Here is a 19377-nt window from a genome sequence, read left to right on the forward strand (position 1 = left end):
CATGCGAACCCGTGAATGTGCTCACGATGGTGCATAGGCTACCGAGTAGTTGCCTTCGCAACAATAAGAATGGGGGAGGAATTTAGGCCGGCCGGCGTGCAGTGCTAGGCGGACCTTCCGTGCCGTGCCGCGTCAACGAACACCGCCAGGCCCAGCACACCGAGGGCCACCCCCAGCGATGCCACCACGTCGGTGAGCCAGTGGTACCCCAGGTAGAGCCGGCTGTAGGCGACCACCAGCGTGAGCAAAGCGGCACCGGCATAGGCGAGCACCGCCGTCGTACGTGTACCGGAACGCGAGACGAGCAAGTAGGCGAGGACCGACGCGAAAACCGCGGCACCGAGCGTGTGGCCGGAGGGGAAGGACAGGGCGTCGTCGGGACCCAGGAGGAAGTCCGACGACGGCGGGCGGGAACGCGAGACCTCCAGCTTGATGACCGTGGCCAGGACCACTGAGAGAACCATGGACCCCAGCAGGACGGCGGGTCGCCAGACTTCGCGCTTCCAAACGGCCCACACGATGGCGACGAGGCCGCCAATCACGGACATCACCGTTGGCGAGGTGACCCCGGTAACCGCGCTGAGGAAGGCGGTGGAAAAGGGGTTGCGGGAGTCCACCACGAACGTGTGGACGGCGCCGTCGAGGGTTGCCAGGCCACTGGAGGACAGGACGGCGGCGAACATCAGCCAGAACACCACATCCCCGGCAACGAACAGCGCTCCGGCCCACAGGAACAGCAGTCGCTGGCGCAGCCGCAAGGCTGGTGCCGGCCTGAAGCGCAGGGATGGGCGCACGGGGGTAGCAGGAAGCATCGCTCCATTGTCCTCGGCGGAAATGTGTCTTTGCTGGGAGGACCCTACAACGGAGGGAGGACCGCGCGGGCTTCCTCGGGTTCCAGCCCGCTCGCTTCCAGCAGGTCCACCATGAGCGGCCGGAACAGCATCACCACGGTTTCGCCCTCCAGCCGGTGCACGTCCAGCATCTTGGGGTGGAGCCGTGAAGCGATCATGGTCAGGTCGGACCGGGCGCGGCGCAAATGGGCCCGACGCGTTCCTTCGCTCTGCTCCGAGAGCCCGATGGTCAGTTCGTCCACCGCAGCGGCAGTCTCCATGAGGACTTCCGAGATGCTGTCGATGGCTTCGTCGGAGACCGCAGCGTGGTTGATGGCGCTGGTCAGCCGGCGGGCGAAGACCCGGCTGTTACGCAGCGCGAGGTCGATGTATTCCAGGGAATGTTCCAGGCTGGCGAGTTCGTCCCGGTGCCGGCGGTGGGCAGGAGCGAGCGTGGCCACCTCGCCTGATGCCCGCAGGGTCTGCCGCATCCGGTCCACCAGCGGCTGGCAATTGCGGCCCCGGATCAGGGCGTGCCAGGCGGTTGTCGAGTCACTGTCCAGCATCGCCTTGGCGCACTCGCGCAGGATCTCGGCGAGTTCGTGCAGGATTTTCTGGATATCCTTCCTGGGCTCCTGGCGCGGGTCCTTCGGGACCAGGATGGTCACCAGCAGGGCGGCCACGCCGCCCACCACGGCATCCAGGCTGCGCGTGAACGGTCCGCCGGCAGGTGCCGGCAGCAGCACCACCAGCAGCGACTGCAACCCCAGCTGCGTGGTGAAGATCGTGCCGCTGTCCAGGAACCTGGCCAGCAGGATGGAGAAAAGAAGGACGACGGCGGCCTGCCAGATTCCGGCGCCCAGCCAGTGGAGCAGGAGGTCGCCAACCACTATGCCCAAGGTGCAGCCCAGGCCCACCTCGATCACGCGGCGCAGGCGCGGATCGCGGGAGAAGCCCAGGGCTATCAAGGAAGAGGTCGCGGCAAACAGGGGACCTTGGTGGCCAAGCACATATTCGGCGAAGGCGTAGGCACCCACCGCGCAGACCGTCATCTGGACTGCCGGCACCAGGGAAGTCCGGCTCCGGACGAGTCCCGTCCGCAAGCGGGTACGGACAAACCTCTTGCTTACGGAGAGTCCCTTCGAGGCGGCCATGTCCTCCAGTCTATTTGCCGGACTGCCTCCGGACTGCCCGGCCGCGGGTTGGCATCGCGGTCCCGCGCCCACCGAACCGCGACCCACGTCACGCTCAAGGTGGCGCGCGCCACATAACCCAATGGTCCGCCGTCGTTCACTTCCCGTTCACTTTTCCCCACAGGTCCCGTTACCTGCGCTCCTTACCTTCAATAAAGGCACATAAAAGGTCCATAGATCACTCACGCCGGAATCTCCGTTCGGCAGCATCTGAAAATCCCTGGAAGGGGCACATTCAAGTGAAGGCAACTCACTTCGGCCGCAACGCGGCTATCGCGGTCATCGCAGCTGGCGCTCTCGCGCTCACCGCTTGTGGTTCGGACAACGCAACCGGTACCACCGCGGGCACCCAGTCGGCCGCTTCGGGCACCAAGGTTACCGGCACCCTGACCGGCATCGGCGCTTCCTCCACCGGCGCTGCAATGGATTCCTGGAAGGCCGGCTTCGCTACCGCCAACCAGGGTGCCACCGTTCAGTACTCCCCGGATGGTTCCGGCGCAGGCCGCAAGGCCATCATCGACGGCTCGGCCCAGTTCGCCGGTTCCGACGCCTACCTCAAGGACGACGAGCTTGAGGCTTCCAAGGCCAAGTGCGGCCCCGAGGGTGCCATCAACATCCCGGTTTACATCTCCCCGATCGCCGTTGCCTTCAACGTCCCGGGCATCACCGACCTGAAGCTTGACGCCACCACGGTTGCCAAGATCTTCCGCGGCCAGATCACCAACTGGAACGATCCCGCCATCGCAGCCCTGAACGCCGGCGTCACCCTGCCGGACCTCAAGGTCACCCCGGTCAACCGCTCTGACGACTCCGGCACCACCTCCAACTTCACCGACTACCTCGCAGCAGCTGCTCCCGAGGTATGGACCGACAAGGCTGCAGGCGTTTGGCCCGCATCCCTGAAGGGCGAGAACGCCAAGGGCACCTCCGGTGTGGTCAAGACCGTTACCGACACCGCCGGTGCCGTGACCTACGCCGACGACTCCGCTGTCTCCGGCAAGCTGGGCACCGCTTCCATCAAGGTTGGCGAAGAGTTCGTGAAGATCTCCGCTGACGCCGCCGCCAAGGCTGTTGAAGCCGGCAAGCCCGTTGACGGCCGTGCCACCAACGACGTTGCCATCAAGCTGGACCGCAAGACCACTGTTTCCGGCGCCTACCCGGTGGTGCTCGTTTCCTACCACGTCGTGTGCACCACCTACGAAACCAAGGCTGTTGCTGACCTGGTCAAGGCCTTCGAAACCTACGTCGTCTCCGACGAGGGCCAGAAGACCGCCGCTGACGCCGCAAAGTCCGCACCGCTCTCCAAGACGCTGCAGGACAAGGCCAAGGCCGCCATCGAAACCATCAAGGCCAAGTCCTAAGGTTTCCCGGCGGGTTTTGACCGAACCCGGCTGAACATCGAAGTTCCCTGTCCCGCTTGCCAGTGGCCGAAGCGCCGCTGGCCGGGGCAGGGAACTTAGCCATGTAAGACCAGTTCACTCCAGACTGAAGGATCGTGAAGTGACCACCAACTCCCTGACAACCTCCCAAGGCGCAGGCCGCGCCGGGGACAAGGTTTTCTCCGGGGCCGCCATGGCCGCAGGGTGCCTGATTCTTGCGGTTCTCTTCGGAGTCGCGTTGTTCCTTGTGGTTCAGGCCATCCCGGCGCTCGTGGCTCCGCCGGAGAACATCCAAGGCGGGCACGGCTTCTTTGCCTACATCGCCCCGATCGTGGTGGGCACGCTGATCGCCGCCGTGATCGCCCTCGTCATCGCCACCCCCGTGGCCATTGGCGTGGCACTGTTCATCTCGCACTACGCACCCCGCCGGCTCGCTTCGGGCCTGGGCTACGTGGTGGACCTCCTCGCTGCCATCCCGTCGGTTGTCTACGGTGCCTGGGGTGCGGCGTTCCTGGCCAAGGAAATCTCCCCGGCCTACGACTGGCTGGCCAACAACCTGGGCTGGATCCCGCTCTTCCAGGGTCCCGCCTCCGCTACAGGCAAGACCATCCTGACCGCGGGCATCGTCCTGTCCGTCATGGTCTTGCCGATCATCACCTCCCTCTCCCGCGAAATCTTCCTGCAGACCCCCAAGCTGCACGAGGAAGCCGCCCTGGCACTGGGAGCCACCCGCTGGGAAATGATCAAGATGGCCGTGCTGCCCTTCGGCCGTCCGGGCATCATCAGCGCGATCATGCTGGGACTGGGCCGCGCGCTTGGTGAAACCATGGCCGTAGCCCTGGTGCTCTCCTCCGGTGTGTTGACCGCGAGCCTGATCCAGTCCGGCAACCAGACCATCGCCGCCGAGATTGCCCTGAACTTCCCCGAAGCCAGCGGCATCAAGGTGAACACGCTGATCGCCGCCGGCCTGGTGCTGTTCGTCATCACCCTTGGCGTGAACATGATCGCCCGCTGGATCATCAGCAAGCACAAAGAATTCTCGGGAGCCAACTAAATGACCGCCACAGTAGTCCGCAAGCGCTCAGCGCTCACCAAGGGCCAACTGCCCAAGTTCGCGCCCTACATCGTCCTGGCCGTCGCCCTGATCCTTGGTGCCGCCATCCTGGCACTCATCGGCTTTAACGCCTTCGGCTGGGGATTGGTCTCGGCCATCCTGTTCACCGTTGGCCTGGTCGCCTGGAGCGGCGCAGTTGAAGGTGCCCGCAAGGCCAAGGACAAGCTGGCCACCTGCCTGGTGGTCGGTGCCTTCCTGATCGCACTCCTGCCACTGGTCTCCGTCATCTGGACGGTGCTGGTCAACGGCATTCCCGGCCTGGTCACCCCCGGCTTCCTTGGCACCTCCATGAATGGCGTGACCGGCGCCTTCGACAACAAGGCAGTGGAAGAGGGCGGCAAGGTCCTCGGCGGTATCTACCATGCGCTGCTCGGCACCATCCAGATCACCCTGCTGGCCACCGTCATCTCGGTGCCCGTTGGGCTGCTGACCGCGATCTACCTGGTGGAGTACGGCAACGACCGCCCGCTGGCCCGCGCCATCACGTTCTTCGTGGACGTCATGACCGGCATCCCGTCCATCGTGGCAGGCCTCTTCGCGGCAGCGTTCTTCTTCGCCATCGTGGGGCCCGGAACCAAGACCGGTGCGGTAGCCGCCGTCGCGCTTTCCGTCCTCATGATCCCGGTGGTTGTCCGCTCCAGCGAGGAAATGCTCAAGATCGTCCCGAACGAGCTCCGCGAAGCGTCCTACGCGCTGGGCGTCCGCAAGTGGCGCACCATCGTGAAGGTGGTCATTCCGACGGCGATCTCCGGCATCGCGTCCGGCGTCACCTTGGCAATCGCCCGCGTGATCGGTGAAACCGCGCCGATCCTGGTCACCGCCGGCTTCGCCACCACCATCAACAACAACGTGTTCGGCGGCTGGATGGCCTCCCTCCCCACGTTCATCTACACGCAGATCCTCAACCCGACGTCGCCGTCCAACCCTGGCCCCTCGGACCAGCGTGCTTGGGGCGCCGCCCTGGTGCTGATCATCCTGGTGATGCTCCTGAACCTCGGAGCACGCCTCATCGCCCGCATCTTCGCTCCGAAAACAGGACGCTAGCCGGGCCGGCAGCTCCGACGCTGCTACGTCAAAAACTTCCAGACCCCCCAAGGAACAAAGGAACACCATGTCCAAGCGCATCGACGTCAAAGACTTGAATGTCTACTACGGCAACTTCCTTGCCGTTGAAGGCGTCAACATCAACATCGAGGCCAAGTCCGTCACGGCCTTCATCGGCCCGTCCGGCTGTGGCAAGTCCACCTTCCTGCGCACCCTGAACCGCATGCACGAGGTCCTTCCGGGCGCCCGTGTTGAGGGTGAAGTCCTGCTCGACGGCGACAACCTCTACGGTCCCGGCGTGGATCCCGTCACCGTCCGGACACAGGTTGGCATGGTCTTCCAGCGCCCCAACCCGTTCCCCACCATGTCCATCCGGGACAACGTGCTGGCCGGCGTGAAGCTGAACAACAAGAAGATCTCCAAGGGTGCGGCCGACGCTCTGGTTGAGAAGTCCCTGGTGGGCGCCAACCTTTGGAACGAAGTCAAGGACCGGCTGGACAAGCCCGGATCCGGCCTTTCCGGTGGCCAGCAGCAGCGTCTGTGCATCGCCCGCGCCATCGCCGTTGAGCCCCAGGTGATCCTCATGGACGAGCCGTGCTCCGCCTTGGACCCCATCTCCACCCTGGCCGTTGAAGACCTCATCAACGAGCTCAAGGACCAGTACACCGTGGTGATCGTGACCCACAACATGCAGCAGGCGGCCCGCGTCTCTGACAAGACCGCGTTCTTCAACATCGCCGGCACGGGCAAGCCGGGCAAGCTCATCGAGTTCGCCGACACCACGTCCATCTTCAACAACCCGTCCCAGAAGGCCACTGAGGACTACGTGTCCGGCCGCTTCGGATAAGGGGTTCCGCAGGCTCCGGCTTCCATGGGGGGAACCGGCGAATTACGACGGCGGCCGTCGCCTTGGGGGTACGGCCGCCGTCGCTTTTTTGTACCCAACTGGGTCGCATTTGTGCGCGTTTTGAGCCCTCAAAACGCGCACAAATGCGACCCAGTTGGGTGAGGGGTTTAGAGGTGCGCGAGGGGTGAGAAGGCCAGCTCGAGGATGAAAGCCACGGCCGCCGTGATGACCGGGGTGACCAGCCAGAAAAGCAGGATCCGGCGCACCAGCCGGCGGTTGGTCACGTGGAAGCGCTGGTTGGTTCCCGCACCCAGGGCCGAGGCCGTAAGGGTGTGCGTGGTGGACAACGGGAAGTGCAGGCCGATCGCGCCGACAAACAGCATCACCGACGTCAGGGTTTGCGCGACGAAGCCCCGCAGCGGGTCGATCCGGATCATCCTGTACCCGAGGTTGTGCGAGATCCGCCAGCCCCCGAACAGTGTTCCGGCTGTCAGCATGAGGGCCGTGACGAAGAGGATCCAGAAGGGTACTCCCGCGCCGGATTCGAGTCCCGCCGCCACCAGCGCCAGGAGGAGCACCGCCGTCGTGCGTTGTCCGTCCTGCAGGCCGTGGCCGAACGCAACCGCCGCTGAGGAGACAGCCTGTGCCCGGCGGAACCGCCGGTTGATGACATTGGGCTGGGCGTAACGGGCGGCCCACGTCACCGGCCACACCAGCAGGTAAGCGGCAACGAACGCGATCACGGGGGACACCAGCAGCGGGAGCACTACCTGTGTGATGAGTACGGAGTCCACGCCGTCGATGAAGTTGCCGCCCACCAGGACACTCGCGGCCCCGGCCCCAATCAAGCCGCCCATGAGCGAGTTCGTGGAAGACAGGGGAATGCCCCGCCACCAGGCATAGACGCCCCAGAGGATTGCTGCGGCCAGGGCGGAAGCGAGCATGGTCAAACCACTGGTGCCGGACGGCAGGGTGATCCAGTCCTGGGTAAACGAGAGCACGAAGCTGCCGCTCAGCATGGCTCCTACGAAGTTGAAAATGACCGCCAGGAGCACGGCAATGGACGGCGTGAGGGCGCGCGTCCTGGTGGAAAGCGCTACGGCGTTCGAGACGTCACGGAAGCCGTTCAGGAACGCGAATCCTGCGGCCAAGCCCACCACGAGGACCAGGATGGCAGTGGTCACGTCATGATTCCTTGACGATGATGCTGCCTACCTGCGTAGCGATCTTCCGCATGTCCTTGGTGACTTCCACCAGTTCGTTGGCGATGTCCCGGTGCCGGGCGTACTGGGTGGACTTCATGTCCTTGAGCATCTCGGCTACCCAGGTCCGGTGCGTCCGCTCGGCCCGCTTGGCAAGCCGCAGGATTTCGATCCAGTAGTCCTCGAGTTCGTCCAGGTCCTCGAGCTTGCGCATGGCATCAACGGTGAGCTCGGCCTGCCGGCTGATGATTTCCAGCTGGTCGGCGGCCCGCTTGGGCAGGCGGTCCAGTTTGTACAGCGCCACGAGTTCACCGACAGCGTCAAGCTTTTCCATGGCCTCGTTGAGGTGGCGGGACAGTGTGTACATGTCCTCGCGGGGGAGCGGGTTCACAAAGCTGGTGCGCATGTGCGTCAGGAGCGCAAAGTGCAGGTCCAACGACTTGGACTCGTGCTCGTGCAGTTCCTCGCTGAGCCGCTCGTGCTCGCTGGCGGGCGCGCCGAGGATCTCCGAGAGCGTACCCGTTGCCGTCACAATGACACCGGCCATCTGCGCGAGAAGTACCAGCCCGGCAGGCTCCTGGGGGAAAAGGCGCAGCTTCATGTCGCTTCCGGTCGGGGGTCGGATGGGCGGCGGGCAGCTTGACTTGACGCTTCCCGTTTCGGTCATAACTTTACCTGTACGCAGGGCGCCGCCGTGTTATGTGGCTTTCCCGGATTGCCGACACGCGGGCACTTCTCCCCATGGCAACTCCCTTGCGTTTTATGGAAATCTAGTGACGTTACCGAATTAATCAACTCAATGGGGGAATTGTGCGTATCAACAATGTAGTGAAGATCACCGGCATCGCCTTTGCCGGAATGCTGGCCTTGAGTGCCTGCGGCGGCGGTACAGGCACGACGGCGGCAGGTTCCGAACCGTCGTCGTCCTCCTCGTCGTCGGCTTCTGCGTCTGCCTCACCGTCTGCCTCTGCCTCCGCTGATGGTGCCTCTTCGGGCGCCTACAAAGCCGCTTCCTGGGCACTCCCGATTTCGGACGCGGGAGACAAGCTCGGCAGCATTAAGGGCGAGAGCTTCAGCGTGGACATCTACCAGGTGGCCACGGACGTTGCCTCCAAGGACAGCATGTTCGTGGACAAGGACACCAAGGAGAACCTGCTCAAGAAGGGCGCTCCCGTGGTTTACGTGAACTACGTAGTGACCAACACTTCCTCGGCGGAGATTCCCCTGAGCCACTCGCTCATCACGCCGAACGCCAAGTACACGGACTGGAAGTACCTGGGTGGCATGCCCTCGGATTCCAGCAGCGACCAGTTCAAGAAGCATGGGCTGACCAGCTCGGGCATCAAGCTGAAGGAAGAGGCTCCATTCAAGTTGGCCCCGGGGGAGTCCTTCAACATTGCCGAGAACTTCGCCTACACGGCGGGCAAGGAAGCCGAGGTCTCAGCAACCATGACGCCGGCGGGTGCTGACGGGAAGCTGGATCACGACAAGAAAGAACAAGCGGAAACGAAGATCACCCTGAAGTAGGGCATAAAAATGGTGCCGAACCGGATACGCCTCTCGGCGGTAGGCCGCTCGAAGCGGCTATAAGTTGAAGCCCGGGGGTTTCGCGGTTCGACACCAACTTCAGTTTTCTACGTAGCCGGAGCTAAGTCAACATTGACAGCAGGGGCCGGAAGTGGGTAACTTCCGGCCCCTGTGTTGGCTGTTCCATCGCTAATCGAGTTCGCCCAAACGCCATGCATTTGCTGCGTGTTCCAGGTCTTCCGCGGTCTTCACGAGTTGATGGGAATTGCGGGTCAGCTTGCTGGCGTGACCCTCGTTGCTGTGCTCGGCACCATCGGCAAGCGTCGCCTGGCCGAGTGCCACCACCCGGCAAAACGCGGCGGAACGTTCCAGCGCGACGTCGAAATCGCCGTCGAACGCTCCGGACAGAATGGCGTCCGCCATGGTCTTCATTTCATCGGCGCCTGGTGGTTCGGCTGCGCCTGCCACAACGTTGGATACCTGCGCCGTGTCCCGGCCGGCCCGGAAGTAGACGGAGATGCGTTCGGGGTTCTGGATGGTCGCGGCCCGGAGTGCGTAGAGCCGCCAGAGTGCGCCGGGCAGCGAGCGTGCCGGGCTTTCGGCCCACATCTCGGCGATGGCGTCGAGGCCCTGTTCGTCGGCGAGTTTGACCAGCCTGCGCGTGACTTTGGGGTCGTCGCTGTCGCGGCCACGCCTGACCAGCGCTTGGGCCGCGAGGTGGGCGGCTTCCGAGACGCGGGCGGGGTCGGCGCCACCGGCGAACGGTTCGAAATCTATGGGCGCGAAGGGCTTGGGTTTGTGGTGCCTGTTGGCTCCGCCGTATGCGCGTGGTCCTGGCTGTTCGCTCATGAGTTCACCGTACTCCTGTGCCCTGACGCGGTCGAGTAACGGTTGGGTGGGGCTGCCTGGGCTGCGTGGGGCTGCCTGGGTGTGCCGCTGCGATCTGCTTTGCCGCCGGCGGTGGGCCGACACGCCGCCCTGGCCGCGCACCGCCGTCGTGCGCTGCCCAAAGTGGGTGGCGGCGGCACGCGAGGTTCCGCAGTCGAGGGGGTGTGCCGCTGCGACCTGCTTTGCCGCCGATGGTGGGCCGACACGCCGCCCTGGCCGCGCGCCGCCGTCGTGCGCTAACCAAAGTGGGTGGCGGCGGCACGGTTCTGTCGCGCCGCTGGCTGTGATGTACAGTATTCATGGCTGTTTAGACAGCTGGAGGGCCTTTAGCTCAGTTGGTAGAGCATCGGACTTTTAATCCGTGGGTCGTGGGTTCGATCCCCACAGGGCCCACCCTCCGAAAACCCCGGGACCACGTGGTCCCGGGGTTTTCTTTTCCCTCGCAGGAGACCAAACCCTTGACGCGAACCCCAAAACACCCTCAGCATAGTTTCTACAACGTTGTAAACCAGCAAACAGCAGACCAGAACTCAAAAGGACACCCCGCTTGGAAACCCCAGAAAACCCCACTGCCAAAATCACCGTTGACCCCGCGTTCGTCGTAGGCCCCGTTCGCAGGAAGACCTTCGGGGCCTTCGTTGAGCACCTGGGCCGCTGCGTGTACACCGGAATCTTCGAGCCGGAGCATCCCACCGCAGATGAAGACGGATTCCGCACGGACGTCCTGGAACTCACCAAGGAACTCGGCGTCTCAACCGTGCGCTACCCGGGTGGCAACTTCGTCTCCGGCTACCGCTGGGAGGACGGCGTCGGCCCCAAGGACCAGCGCCCCGCACGGTTGGACCTCGCCTGGCACTCCACGGACCCCAACTTGGTGGGCGTGGATGAGTTCGCAAAGTGGTCAGCGAAGGCCGGCGTCGAGCCCATGATGGCCGTCAACCTCGGCACGCGGGGAACCCAGGAAGCCTTGGATCTCCTGGAGTACTCCAACATCAAGGGTGAAACGGCCCTCTCCGAACAGCGCAAGGCCAATGGCGCCGTCGAGCCCCACAACATCACCATGTGGTGCTTGGGCAACGAGATGGACGGCTTCTGGCAGATCGGCCACAAGAAGGCGGGGGAGTACGCGCGGGTGGCCGCCGAAACGGCGCGGGCCATGCGCATGGTCAACCCGGACCTGGAACTCGTGGCCTGCGGCAGTTCTGCCCCGAGCATGCCCACCTTCGGTGAATGGGAGCGCGTGGTCCTCAATGAGACCTACGAGCTGGTGGACCTTATCTCCGCGCACCAGTATTTCGAGGACTTCGGGGACCTCCAGGAACACCTCTCGGCGGGCCACCGGATGGAAGCCTTCATCAAGGACCTCACGTCCCACATCGACCACGTGAAGTCGGTCCTGAAGTCCGAAAAGCAGGTCAACATCTCGTTCGACGAGTGGAACGTGTGGCACATGTCCCGTGACGAATCGAAGGCGCCCACCGGAGATGACTGGCCCGTGGCTCCCGTGCTGCTGGAGGACCGCTACACCGTTGCCGATGCCGTGGTGGTGGGCGACCTCCTCATCACCCTCCTGCGCAACACGGACCGCGTCCACGCGGCCAGCCTCGCGCAGTTGGTCAACGTCATCGCCCCGATCATGACCGAGCCGGGTGGCCGTTCCTGGAAGCAGACCACGTTCCACCCGTTTGCGCTCACCTCCCGGCATGCCTCGGGAACTGTGCTGAACCTCGCCGTCGAGTCCCCGCTGCTGGACAGTGACAAGACGTCCGGTTTCCCAGCGCTGTCGGCCGTGGCGACGCTCGACGCCGAGGCCAACGAAGCCGTAGTCTTCGCCGTCAACCGCTCGACGACGGATTCGCTCACCTTGGCTGCCGCCGTCGGAAGCCTCAGCGCAAGCAAGGTCATCGAAGCGGTGACCTACACCAACAAGGACCCGTACTGGCAGGCGACGGCAGACGATTCAACCTCGGTCCTGCCGTCGGAGAACGTGAGTGTAAAGCTCGACGGCGGCAAACTCACCGCTGAACTGCCGGCGGTCAGCTGGAGCATGATCCGCCTGCAGCTGGGCTAGGCAGACACTAGGCGATCGCCTGCGAGCCATCCTGAAAGATGGGGAAGATCGAGATGGGCGTGACGGTGGCCCCGGTGACTGGCTCCGGTTCCTCAACGGGGACCGGGGCCGGGCTGCCGGCTGGGACTACGTCCACGGACTCCATGTCCAGGAGCCTCCGGTTCCCGCCCTCATCCTGCAGCCAGAACAGTCCCGTGCCCGCGACTGTTTTCACCACCACGCCCCGGTGGAAAAGGCGGCCATTGTGCCAGGCCTCGATGTGTTCCCCTGCGTTCAAGGCGTGCGGCTCGGCTTCGCTGCCCGGCAATGTGCCGAAAGCCTGCGCCAAGCTGGCCTGTGTCTTCAGCGCCTGGAAAAGGTCTGTGTTTGCGATGCCCATGGTTGCTCCCCTCGGCTGGCTTCTTTGGCTCTTGGCTCAGCCTCTCGCATTCATGTTGCAGGCTCGTTGCAGGGGTATGAGCGGTGTGTGACAGCTACGGGGTCAGGGGCTCTTCCGGCGTTGGGCCGAGTTCGTCAGCGTACGGTGCATGCGGTCCGAAGGAGCTGCCCCATAGCTCGTTGGCCGCGAAGGCGAGGATGTCGCGCTGGAACGCAGGTACGGAGAGAAGGCCTTGCAGGTACGCCTCGACTTCGAGTTCGCCCATGGACCCGCCGACACTGACGTAGTGCAGCCATAGGGATTCGGTACTGATGCTTCCGGCTGTCAGCACTGCTTGGAGCCCCCGGCTCTGCTCAGGTTCATTGCTGTCGAAGCCCATGTCCCGCGCCTTGACGATCGCCGGCGCCCGGCAATCGCTAGACAGCCGAGCATTTCTTACAGCCTAAACCGTTACGCGCGGGTAGGCACAGTTTCCTAGGATGTATCCCAACGATTCCGTGCATCTGCAACGTTCGAACCCGAACCGAAGGAGTGGCTTTGGCCGTCACCATGAACGACGTCGCGCGGGCCGCCGGCGTGTCCCTGAAGACGGTCTCCAACGTCATCAACAACTACGAGTTCATCCGTCCCGCCACCAAGCAACGCGTCCTGGACGCCATCGATGAGCTCGGCTACGAGACCAACCTGACTGCCCGCAGCCTCCGTTCCGGCAAGACGAGCATGCTGGGCTTGGTCCTGGCCGACCTCAACATTCCCTATTACGCCGAGCTGGCCAGCGACGTCATGAAGGCCGCATGGCAGCGCGGGTACCGGGTGCTGGTGGAACAGTCCGGCAACGAGGCGAGCCACGAGCGGGCAGCACTCCAAGGGCAGTTCCGCAGCCTCACCGACGGGCTGCTGTTTATCCCGCTGGCCTTGGACGCGGACCAGATCATCGAGGCCGCGGGCAAGAAGCCCTTGGTCCTCCTCGGCGAGTTCGTCCAGGATCCCCGGCTGGATATGGTGCTCATCCGAAACCTCGACGCGGCAGCGGCGGTCACCACGCACTTGCTCTCGGCCGGCCGCCGTCGTCTTGCCGTTTTGGGAGCGCACGACGGCGATACCACCGGTACTGGAGGCCTCCGCCTCACCGGGTACAAGGCTGCGCTCGCTGCCGCCGGTGTGGAATATGACCCCGCCCTGGTGGTGCCCTGCGATTGGCGGCGGGACGGCGGCGCGGAGGCGATCGGACGCTTGCTGGACAGCGGCGTGGACTTCGATGCCGTCTTCGGATTGAACGACGCCGTTGCCTTGGGCGCGCTGCACGCGTTGTTGGTGCGGGGCATGAAGGTTCCGGAAGAGATTGCGGTTGCCGGCTTCGATGACATCGACGAGGCCCGCTTCTCCTCGCCGTCCCTCACCACCGTGGCGCCGGGCCGTACGGAAATCGCGGAGCGCGCCGTCGACCTCTTGATTCAGCGGATCGAGGGCAAGGGCAGCGCCGTGGAGCAGCCCGAAGCGGCGTTCTCCCTGCGCGTCCGGCAGTCCGCGCCGTAGGCGTTACTGTCGAGGGATGAACCAGTTTGTCCCTGCTGAAGTTGTCACGCCCGCCGTCATGATCGACGTCGATATCCTCGATCGGAACATCGAACGCCTGGCGGCAAGCACGCTCAAACGCGGGCTGCGGCTCAGGCCGCACGTCAAGACACACAAAACCCTGGAGATCGCCGCCAAGCAGCTCGCTGCCGGAGCGGTGGGCCTCACGGTGGCGACGATTGGCGAGGCCGAGGTGTTCGCCGACGGCGGCGCATCGGACATCTTCATTGCCTACCCACTGTGGGTGGAGGCTTCTCATGCAGAGCGGTTGCGGAAGCTCGCGTCGAAATGCTCCCTTGCTGTGGGCGTGGATTCGGCGGAGAGCGCGTCGCAACTTGGCACCCAGTTGGGGGCGGATGCCCCGGACATCAACGTCCTGATCGAGGTGGACAGTGGCCATCACCGCAGTGGCGTCCTGCCCGGCGAAGTGGTGGAGGTGGCGAAGGCTGCCGCCGCGGCCGGACTGACTGTGGCTGGTGTGTTCACTTTCCCGGGACACAGCTACAAGCCGGGTATGCCCACGGGCGCGGCCAGCAACGAAAACGAAGCGCTTGGCGCGGCTGCGACGGCCCTGGCTGAAGCCGGCTTCGAGGTGCGGATCATCAGCGGGGGATCCACTCCGACCGCCCTCATCGACTCGGAAACCGTCGCGACGGAGCTGCGGCCGGGCGTCTACGTTTTCGGCGACGCCCAGCAATTGGAACTGGAACGGTGTTCGTGGGAGGACATTGCCCTCACCGTGGCGGCCACCGTGGTGAGCCGGCACGAGGCAAGCGGCGGAAACGTGCGCCGGGTCGTTGTGGATGCGGGAAGCAAGATCCTTGGCAGCGACCGGCCGGATTGGGCAACGGGGTACGGGCGGCTGCCGGAGTTCCCCGAGGCGCGGATCACGGCTCTTTCCGAGCACCACGCGACTGTTGTGTGGCCTGGTTCGGAGCAACTGCCGGAGCTGGGCCAGCGACTACGGGTGATCCCCAACCACGTGTGCCTGACGATGAATCTGGTGGACGAGGTGTTCGCTGTCCAAGCCGGGGCCGTTGCGGATACGTGGAAGGTCGCGGCCCGGGGCAGGAATAACTAGGCTCCGATGAGGTGACCCGTGAAGTAGCGGGAGTGCGTCTTCTTGACAGTTTCCAAGGAATCGCTGTTAAGGGATACGATCTCCCACTCGCGGCTTTCGCGCTCCCGCTCGAGCTCCAGACGGAGCTTGAGGGCTTCCCTGTGCCCCAGCCGTCCTGGAAACTCCTTGACGATCCGATCGCCAGTACGTCTGTTGTATTTGATTACGAAACCAGCCAACTGATCATCACCTTCCTGTCTCTCGGATCGTATCAAAGGTAGCTTTGAGCGATTCCATTTGCCCACGGATACTTTTTTCAGACGCCAAGACAACGTTGCGCAGTTCTTCGAGTTGGATTGCCTGCCTGGCTGCGTGCTGATCGTGGAAGTCGTAGTCGCGTGTTCCCGGATCGTATTGAGCCACCACACCACGGGTGGTCGCCAACGACGATTCGAGGGGAAGCAGTCCGTTGCGGGCAGACTCAAGCTGTCGAATCCCGTCGACAGAAATTTCTTGAAGGTCAGTGACAAATTTCTTCAAGCTGGGATCATCAGGAAACGCTCCGTACCTTATGTCCCGTCCCAAGACGTCCGCGGCGGACTCGTACATGTTTGCCCAGGAGCTCTGCATGTGGGTTCTGATTTGAACCTCAACCCGCACAGGCAACCTCAGCCAAAGGTGAACTGCGCGGTAGCCACTGTGCGGCTGTGTCCTGAGATCGTGCATGCAACGTTCCGGGCTGTGCCCGAAATGGCCTGATATGGCCGTGGCTACGGCATCCTGTTCATCAAGGCTCATTTCAGCCTCGAATCGTACCCCCGCAATGTCTTGGACGTTGGAGAGCGGCGTGTTTCGGTCTCTGACCAATTTCTGCCGAAGAGTGTCGATTGTTTTGGGCCTGGACGTGACCTCAAATGGCCGACGGTCCAACAGCGTGGTCCAGTCCAAACCGGCAATTAGCTCTTGAGTTTCGGCGGCGACGTCGTTGTAATACAGCATGACATCGTCGTAGGACGGCAGTCCGGGCTTTGCAGTTAAGCCGTCCCTTATCGATTCCCCCAGCTTTCTCAGCTGCTTCGCCGACCATGGCGGAATTTCCATGTCCGAAGTCTATGTCGGGAACTTTTCCGGGCTAAGCACGGCGGTGTTGCCTGTGGATAGATGCACACTGCACCGATAGGAAACGTAAAAGCGGCGGGTGGGAAATCCCACCCGCCGCTCTTGTGTGCCCGTTAGTTGATGGGTGTTGGTGGTTGTTCGCCGCCCAGGACGGCGAGGGTGTTGGTAGCGGCGAGGACTGCCATGGCGGTGCGGGTTTCGACGGTGGCGGAGCCCAGGTGCGGGACGAGGGCTACGTTTTCGAGTTCCAGGAGCCAGGGGTGGACTTTGGGTTCTTGTTCGAAGACGTCCAGGCCTGCACCGGCGATCTGGCCTTCGCGCAGGGCGAGGGCGAGGGCTGCTTCGTCGATGATGGGTCCGCGTGCGGTGTTGACCAGGTACGCGGTGTCCTTCATGGTTTCGAGTTGTTCGGCGCCGATGAGGTGGTGGGTGTTCGGTCCGTACGGGCAGTGCAGGGAGACGACGTCGGAGATCGCCAGGAGTTCATCGAGTTCGACGCGGCGGGCACCGAGTTCGGCGGCGATGGTGGGGTCGATTTCGCTGCGGGATTGGTAGACGATGTCCATGCCGAAGGCCTTGGCGCGGCGTGCGGTGGCGATGCCGATGCCGCCCATGCCTACGACGCCGAGGGTTTTGCCTTGCAGGCTGGAGCCGAGCAGGAAGAACATGCCCCATTTCCAGGGTTGTCCGGCGCGGATGAGGCGTTCGCCTTCGCCGAGCCGGCGGGTGGCCATGAGGATGAGCCCGAACGCGATGTCGGCGGTGGCTTCGGTGAGCACGCCGGGGGTGTTGGTGGCGGTGATCCCGCGTTCGGTGCAGGCCGGGACGTCGATGTTGTCGTAGCCCACGGCGACGTTGGAGACGACCTTCAGTTGCGGGCCGGCGGCGTCGAGCAGTTCGGCGTCGACGCGTTCGGTGAGGAGGCTGACGATGGCGTCGGCTCCGGCGACGCGGCGGAGGAGTTCTTCGCGGCTGATGGACCCTTCACCTTCCCAGGCGAGGACGTCGTGGTTGGCGCGGAGGTTTTCGAGGGCGGCTTCGGGGATGCGTCCCGTGACGACGACGCGGCTCATGCGCTTGCGATCCATTCACGCAGGCGGCCCAGGCCCTCTTGGATGGCGGGGACTTCAATACCGGAGTAGGCCAGGCGGATGTATTGGCGGTCTTCGCCGGGCAGGCGCCGGCCGAAGTGCTCGCGGGTGCAGAAGGACACGCCGGTCTTGTAGAGGGCGTCGGAGGCAAAATCGCCGACGGCCGTGTAGCCCAGGCGGGCCATGGCGTCGGTGACGTCCGGGAACAGGTAAAAGGTGGACTGCGGAACGGCCACGCTCATGCCGGGGATGGTGTTGACGATCTCGCAGGCAGCGTCGCGGCGGCCCTTGAGGATGTCCAGCATGTCCTGGACCGGTTCCTGGGGTCCGCGGAGCGCTTCGATGCCTGCCCACTGGACGTAGTGGGTGGTGCAGGACTCGTCGTTGGTGTTCAACGTGGACAGGACCTGGGCGATCTCCTTGGGGGCCACGGCGCAGCCCAGCCGGGAGCCGGTCATCGCGAACTTCTTGGAGAACGTGTACAGGATCACGGTGCGCTCGGCCATGCCCGGGATGGAGGTGATGGAGGAGGAGACACCCTCGTAGCGGGTTTCGAAGTAGGCCTCGTCGGAGAGGACCCAGAGGTCGTGCTCGATCGCGATCTGGGCGATCGCTTCACGCTCGGCGGCGGTGGATTCGGCCGAGATCGGGTTCTGCAGGTCGTTGTAGATGATCGCGGTGGTGTTCGGGGTGATCGAGGCGCTGACCTGGTCCAGGTCGATCGCGAAGCCCTGGGAAGTGGGCACGTAGCGGTAGGGAACGGCCGTGCCGCCGAGGTATTCGATCTGGGATTCGTAGATCGGGAAGCCGGGGTTGGGGTAGAGGACTTCCTCGCCGGGGTTCATCACGGCCTGCAGGAATTTGGTGATCACGGGCTTGCCGCCGGTCATGACCACCACGTTCTCGGGGGAGAACTCGATGCCGCGGCGGGATCCGATGTCCTCGGCCAGGGCTTCGCGCAACTGGGGGATGCCCGGGCCCGGGCAGTAACCGGTGTACCCATCGGCGATGGCCTTGTTCATCGCTTCAATGATGTGCGGGGCCGTCGGGATGTTGATGTCGCCAAGGTGGAAGGGGTAGACAAGGTTGCCCTTCGCCTTCCAGGCAGCGGCGGCCTGCGCGACGCTGAAAGCAGTTTCGGTGCCCAGGCGTTCAAGCCGGTGTGCGAGTTTCTGCATGTGCGGTATAACTCCTCATCGAGCTGGTCACGCTTGTAGCGTGAAGTACGCAACTAGTATATTAGTGATGTATCAGGCTGTCTATGGGTTGCCGGAGAATTTAGTGCTGCCTTCCGCCCTCCCTGCGCGAACGGTTTTCTGACACACTCAGAGCCATGCAGTCGCTGCTTGAGGGGCTCCTCCACGCCAGTACCCTGGTGGTGGCCTGCATCGTTTTCGCATTGGTCTTCGCCGAGGACGCGCTCTTCATCGGCTTCGTCATCCCCGGGGAAACCGCCGCGGTCATCGGCGGAGTCTTCGCCAGCCAAGGTGACCTGCCGCTGTGGGTCATGATCCTGGTGGTGGTATCTGCCGCCATCCTCGGTGACACCGTGGGATACGAAATCGGGAAACACCTGGGCCCGCGGATCATGCGGATGAAGATCCTGGACAAGCGACGTGCCCGACTGCAAGAAGCAGAGGACTTCCTCGCCCGGCGGGGTGGCCTGGCCGTCTTCCTTGGACGCTTCACGGCGTTTTTCCGTGCCGTCATGCCCGCTCTCGCCGGCTTGAGCCAAATGCCCTACCGGCGTTTCGCCACGTGGAACTTTACCGGCGGCATTGTTTGGGGCAGCCTGTTCGTCACCATCGGCTTCCTTGCGGGGAGTTCCTACGAGGAAGTTGCCCGCACCTTCGGCCGCGGCGCCGCGCTGGTAGTCGCGGGCATCGCCGTCGTACTTCTCTTGATCTGGCAGGTGCGGAAGCACCGGGCCGAGGGGAAATCGAAGGCCGGGCTGCAGGACTAGGAAACGCGGACGAAACTTTGCAAGTCATACGCTGGTCGCAATTCGTTGGCGGGGATCTCAAGTAGATATGTCAGACGTTTGGGGCTATAAGAGAA

20 protein-coding genes and 1 tRNA gene are annotated in these 19377 nt (G+C 63.8%); 10 read left to right on the forward strand and 11 right to left on the reverse strand.

From position 1 onward, the window contains the following. Positions 1–104: 104 nt before the first annotated feature. Both ACIPY3_RS14870 and ACIPY3_RS14875 read right to left on the reverse strand, forming a co-directional pair. Positions 105–812 (reverse strand): phosphatase PAP2 family protein, encoded by a 708-nt coding sequence (locus ACIPY3_RS14870; protein ID WP_400335221.1) that lies wholly within the window; start codon positions 810–812, stop codon positions 105–107. A 44-nt stretch (positions 813–856) separates the two neighbouring features. Continuing rightward, the gene (locus ACIPY3_RS14875) at positions 857–1984 is read right to left on the reverse strand and encodes an aromatic acid exporter family protein (protein ID WP_400335223.1); all 1128 of its coding nucleotides are present in this window, start codon (positions 1982–1984) and stop codon (positions 857–859) included. Positions 1985–2262: 278 nt separating this feature from the next. Here ACIPY3_RS14875 and pstS point away from each other — a divergent pair, with 278 nt between their 5' ends. The 4 genes from pstS to pstB all read left to right on the forward strand — a co-directional run bounded on the left by pstS (position 2263) and on the right by pstB (position 6407). Then, the gene (gene pstS, locus ACIPY3_RS14880) at positions 2263–3384 is read left to right on the forward strand and encodes a phosphate ABC transporter substrate-binding protein PstS (protein ID WP_400335225.1); all 1122 of its coding nucleotides are present in this window, start codon (positions 2263–2265) and stop codon (positions 3382–3384) included. Positions 3385–3523: 139 nt separating this feature from the next. After that, complete coding sequence (pstC, locus tag ACIPY3_RS14885; protein WP_397325382.1) at positions 3524–4456, forward strand: phosphate ABC transporter permease subunit PstC; 933 nt, start codon at positions 3524–3526, stop codon at positions 4454–4456. Then, positions 4457–5560 (forward strand): phosphate ABC transporter permease PstA, encoded by a 1104-nt coding sequence (gene pstA, locus ACIPY3_RS14890; protein WP_400335228.1) that lies wholly within the window; start codon positions 4457–4459, stop codon positions 5558–5560. Positions 5561–5627: 67 nt separating this feature from the next. Continuing rightward, a complete protein-coding gene (gene pstB / locus ACIPY3_RS14895) occupies positions 5628–6407 on the forward strand; it encodes a phosphate ABC transporter ATP-binding protein PstB (protein WP_387438981.1) in 780 nt (259 codons plus the stop codon). A 167-nt stretch (positions 6408–6574) separates the two neighbouring features. Here the strand turns inward: pstB and ACIPY3_RS14900 are convergent, their stop codons facing one another. Both ACIPY3_RS14900 and ACIPY3_RS14905 read right to left on the reverse strand, forming a co-directional pair. Further along, complete coding sequence (locus ACIPY3_RS14900; protein ID WP_400335230.1) at positions 6575–7591, reverse strand: anion permease; 1017 nt, start codon at positions 7589–7591, stop codon at positions 6575–6577. Between the two features lies 1 nt (position 7592). Beyond that, entirely contained in the window at positions 7593–8210 is a 618-nt protein-coding gene (locus ACIPY3_RS14905; RefSeq protein ID WP_400335232.1) for a DUF47 domain-containing protein, read from the reverse strand. A gap of 209 nt (positions 8211–8419) precedes the next feature. Here ACIPY3_RS14905 and ACIPY3_RS14910 point away from each other — a divergent pair, with 209 nt between their 5' ends. Beyond that, the gene (locus ACIPY3_RS14910; RefSeq protein WP_400335233.1) at positions 8420–9136 is read left to right on the forward strand and encodes a hypothetical protein; all 717 of its coding nucleotides are present in this window, start codon (positions 8420–8422) and stop codon (positions 9134–9136) included. A 189-nt stretch (positions 9137–9325) separates the two neighbouring features. Here the strand turns inward: ACIPY3_RS14910 and ACIPY3_RS14915 are convergent, their stop codons facing one another. After that, positions 9326–9985, reverse strand: coding sequence for a hypothetical protein (locus ACIPY3_RS14915; protein WP_400269924.1), 660 nt, complete (start codon positions 9983–9985; stop codon positions 9326–9328). A 359-nt stretch (positions 9986–10344) separates the two neighbouring features. Between ACIPY3_RS14915 and ACIPY3_RS14920 the strand changes: the two genes are divergently transcribed. Further along, positions 10345–10417, forward strand: a tRNA-Lys gene (locus ACIPY3_RS14920). A 154-nt stretch (positions 10418–10571) separates the two neighbouring features. Beyond that, entirely contained in the window at positions 10572–12095 is a 1524-nt protein-coding gene (locus ACIPY3_RS14925; RefSeq protein WP_400335235.1) for an alpha-N-arabinofuranosidase, read from the forward strand. Positions 12096–12102: 7 nt separating this feature from the next. Here the strand turns inward: ACIPY3_RS14925 and ACIPY3_RS14930 are convergent, their stop codons facing one another. Continuing rightward, on the reverse strand, positions 12103–12474 hold the full coding sequence (locus ACIPY3_RS14930; protein ID WP_400335238.1) for a hypothetical protein: 372 nt from the start codon (positions 12472–12474) through the stop codon (positions 12103–12105). 94 nt (positions 12475–12568) lie between these two features. Then, the gene (locus ACIPY3_RS14935) at positions 12569–12853 is read right to left on the reverse strand and encodes a hypothetical protein (RefSeq protein WP_400335240.1); all 285 of its coding nucleotides are present in this window, start codon (positions 12851–12853) and stop codon (positions 12569–12571) included. Positions 12854–13011: 158 nt separating this feature from the next. On the opposite strand from ACIPY3_RS14935, the gene ACIPY3_RS14940 reads away from it, so the two are divergent. Continuing rightward, positions 13012–14010 (forward strand): LacI family DNA-binding transcriptional regulator, encoded by a 999-nt coding sequence (locus ACIPY3_RS14940; protein WP_400335242.1) that lies wholly within the window; start codon positions 13012–13014, stop codon positions 14008–14010. A 16-nt stretch (positions 14011–14026) separates the two neighbouring features. Continuing rightward, positions 14027–15130, forward strand: a complete 1104-nt coding sequence (locus ACIPY3_RS14945) for a D-TA family PLP-dependent enzyme (RefSeq protein ID WP_400335244.1) — start codon at positions 14027–14029, stop codon at positions 15128–15130. Here ACIPY3_RS14945 and ACIPY3_RS14950 read toward each other — a convergent pair. The 4 genes from ACIPY3_RS14950 to ACIPY3_RS14965 form a co-directional block, all read right to left on the reverse strand. Next, positions 15127–15348: a hypothetical protein gene (locus tag ACIPY3_RS14950; RefSeq protein WP_400335246.1), complete on the reverse strand. Its 222-nt coding sequence runs from the start codon at positions 15346–15348 to the stop codon at positions 15127–15129. The two genes, ACIPY3_RS14945 and ACIPY3_RS14950, sit on opposite strands and share 4 nt — an antisense overlap. 7 nt (positions 15349–15355) lie before the next feature. Continuing rightward, positions 15356–16210 (reverse strand): hypothetical protein, encoded by an 855-nt coding sequence (locus ACIPY3_RS14955; RefSeq protein ID WP_400335248.1) that lies wholly within the window; start codon positions 16208–16210, stop codon positions 15356–15358. Between the two features lie 131 nt (positions 16211–16341). Further along, a complete protein-coding gene (locus ACIPY3_RS14960; protein ID WP_400335250.1) occupies positions 16342–17301 on the reverse strand; it encodes a 2-hydroxyacid dehydrogenase in 960 nt (319 codons plus the stop codon). Beyond that, entirely contained in the window at positions 17298–18497 is a 1200-nt protein-coding gene (locus ACIPY3_RS14965) for a pyridoxal phosphate-dependent aminotransferase (protein ID WP_400335252.1), read from the reverse strand. Before ACIPY3_RS14965 ends, ACIPY3_RS14960 begins: the two co-directional genes overlap by 4 nt. Before the next feature lie 155 nt (positions 18498–18652). Between ACIPY3_RS14965 and ACIPY3_RS14970 the strand changes: the two genes are divergently transcribed. Then, positions 18653–19282, forward strand: a complete 630-nt coding sequence (locus tag ACIPY3_RS14970) for a DedA family protein (protein ID WP_400335254.1) — start codon at positions 18653–18655, stop codon at positions 19280–19282. Positions 19283–19377 lie beyond the last annotated feature (95 nt).

It is taken from the genome of Paenarthrobacter sp. NPDC089714 (assembly GCF_044748905.1).
GTDB lineage: Bacteria > Actinomycetota > Actinomycetes > Actinomycetales > Micrococcaceae > Arthrobacter.

Bases quoted from the DNA above. Each gene is read 5' to 3' on its own strand.
- ACIPY3_RS14870 (WP_400335221.1), bottom strand. From the start codon at position 812: ATGCTTCCTGCTACCCCCGTGCGCCCATCCCTGCGCTTCAGGCCGGCA.
- ACIPY3_RS14875 (WP_400335223.1), bottom strand. From the start codon at position 1,984: ATGGCCGCCTCGAAGGGACTCTCCGTAAGCAAGAGGTTTGTCCGTACC.
- pstA (WP_400335228.1), top strand. From the start codon at position 4,457: ATGACCGCCACAGTAGTCCGCAAGCGCTCAGCGCTCACCAAGGGCCAA.
- pstB (WP_387438981.1), top strand. From the start codon at position 5,628: ATGTCCAAGCGCATCGACGTCAAAGACTTGAATGTCTACTACGGCAAC.
- ACIPY3_RS14905 (WP_400335232.1), bottom strand. From the start codon at position 8,210: ATGAAGCTGCGCCTTTTCCCCCAGGAGCCTGCCGGGCTGGTACTTCTC.
- ACIPY3_RS14915 (WP_400269924.1), bottom strand. From the start codon at position 9,985: ATGAGCGAACAGCCAGGACCACGCGCATACGGCGGAGCCAACAGGCAC.
- ACIPY3_RS14930 (WP_400335238.1), bottom strand. From the start codon at position 12,474: ATGGGCATCGCAAACACAGACCTTTTCCAGGCGCTGAAGACACAGGCC.
- ACIPY3_RS14935 (WP_400335240.1), bottom strand. From the start codon at position 12,853: ATGGGCTTCGACAGCAATGAACCTGAGCAGAGCCGGGGGCTCCAAGCA.
- ACIPY3_RS14945 (WP_400335244.1), top strand. From the start codon at position 14,027: ATGAACCAGTTTGTCCCTGCTGAAGTTGTCACGCCCGCCGTCATGATC.
- ACIPY3_RS14955 (WP_400335248.1), bottom strand. From the start codon at position 16,210: ATGGAAATTCCGCCATGGTCGGCGAAGCAGCTGAGAAAGCTGGGGGAA.
- ACIPY3_RS14960 (WP_400335250.1), bottom strand. From the start codon at position 17,301: ATGAGCCGCGTCGTCGTCACGGGACGCATCCCCGAAGCCGCCCTCGAA.
- ACIPY3_RS14965 (WP_400335252.1), bottom strand. From the start codon at position 18,497: ATGCAGAAACTCGCACACCGGCTTGAACGCCTGGGCACCGAAACTGCT.
- ACIPY3_RS14970 (WP_400335254.1), top strand. From the start codon at position 18,653: ATGCAGTCGCTGCTTGAGGGGCTCCTCCACGCCAGTACCCTGGTGGTG.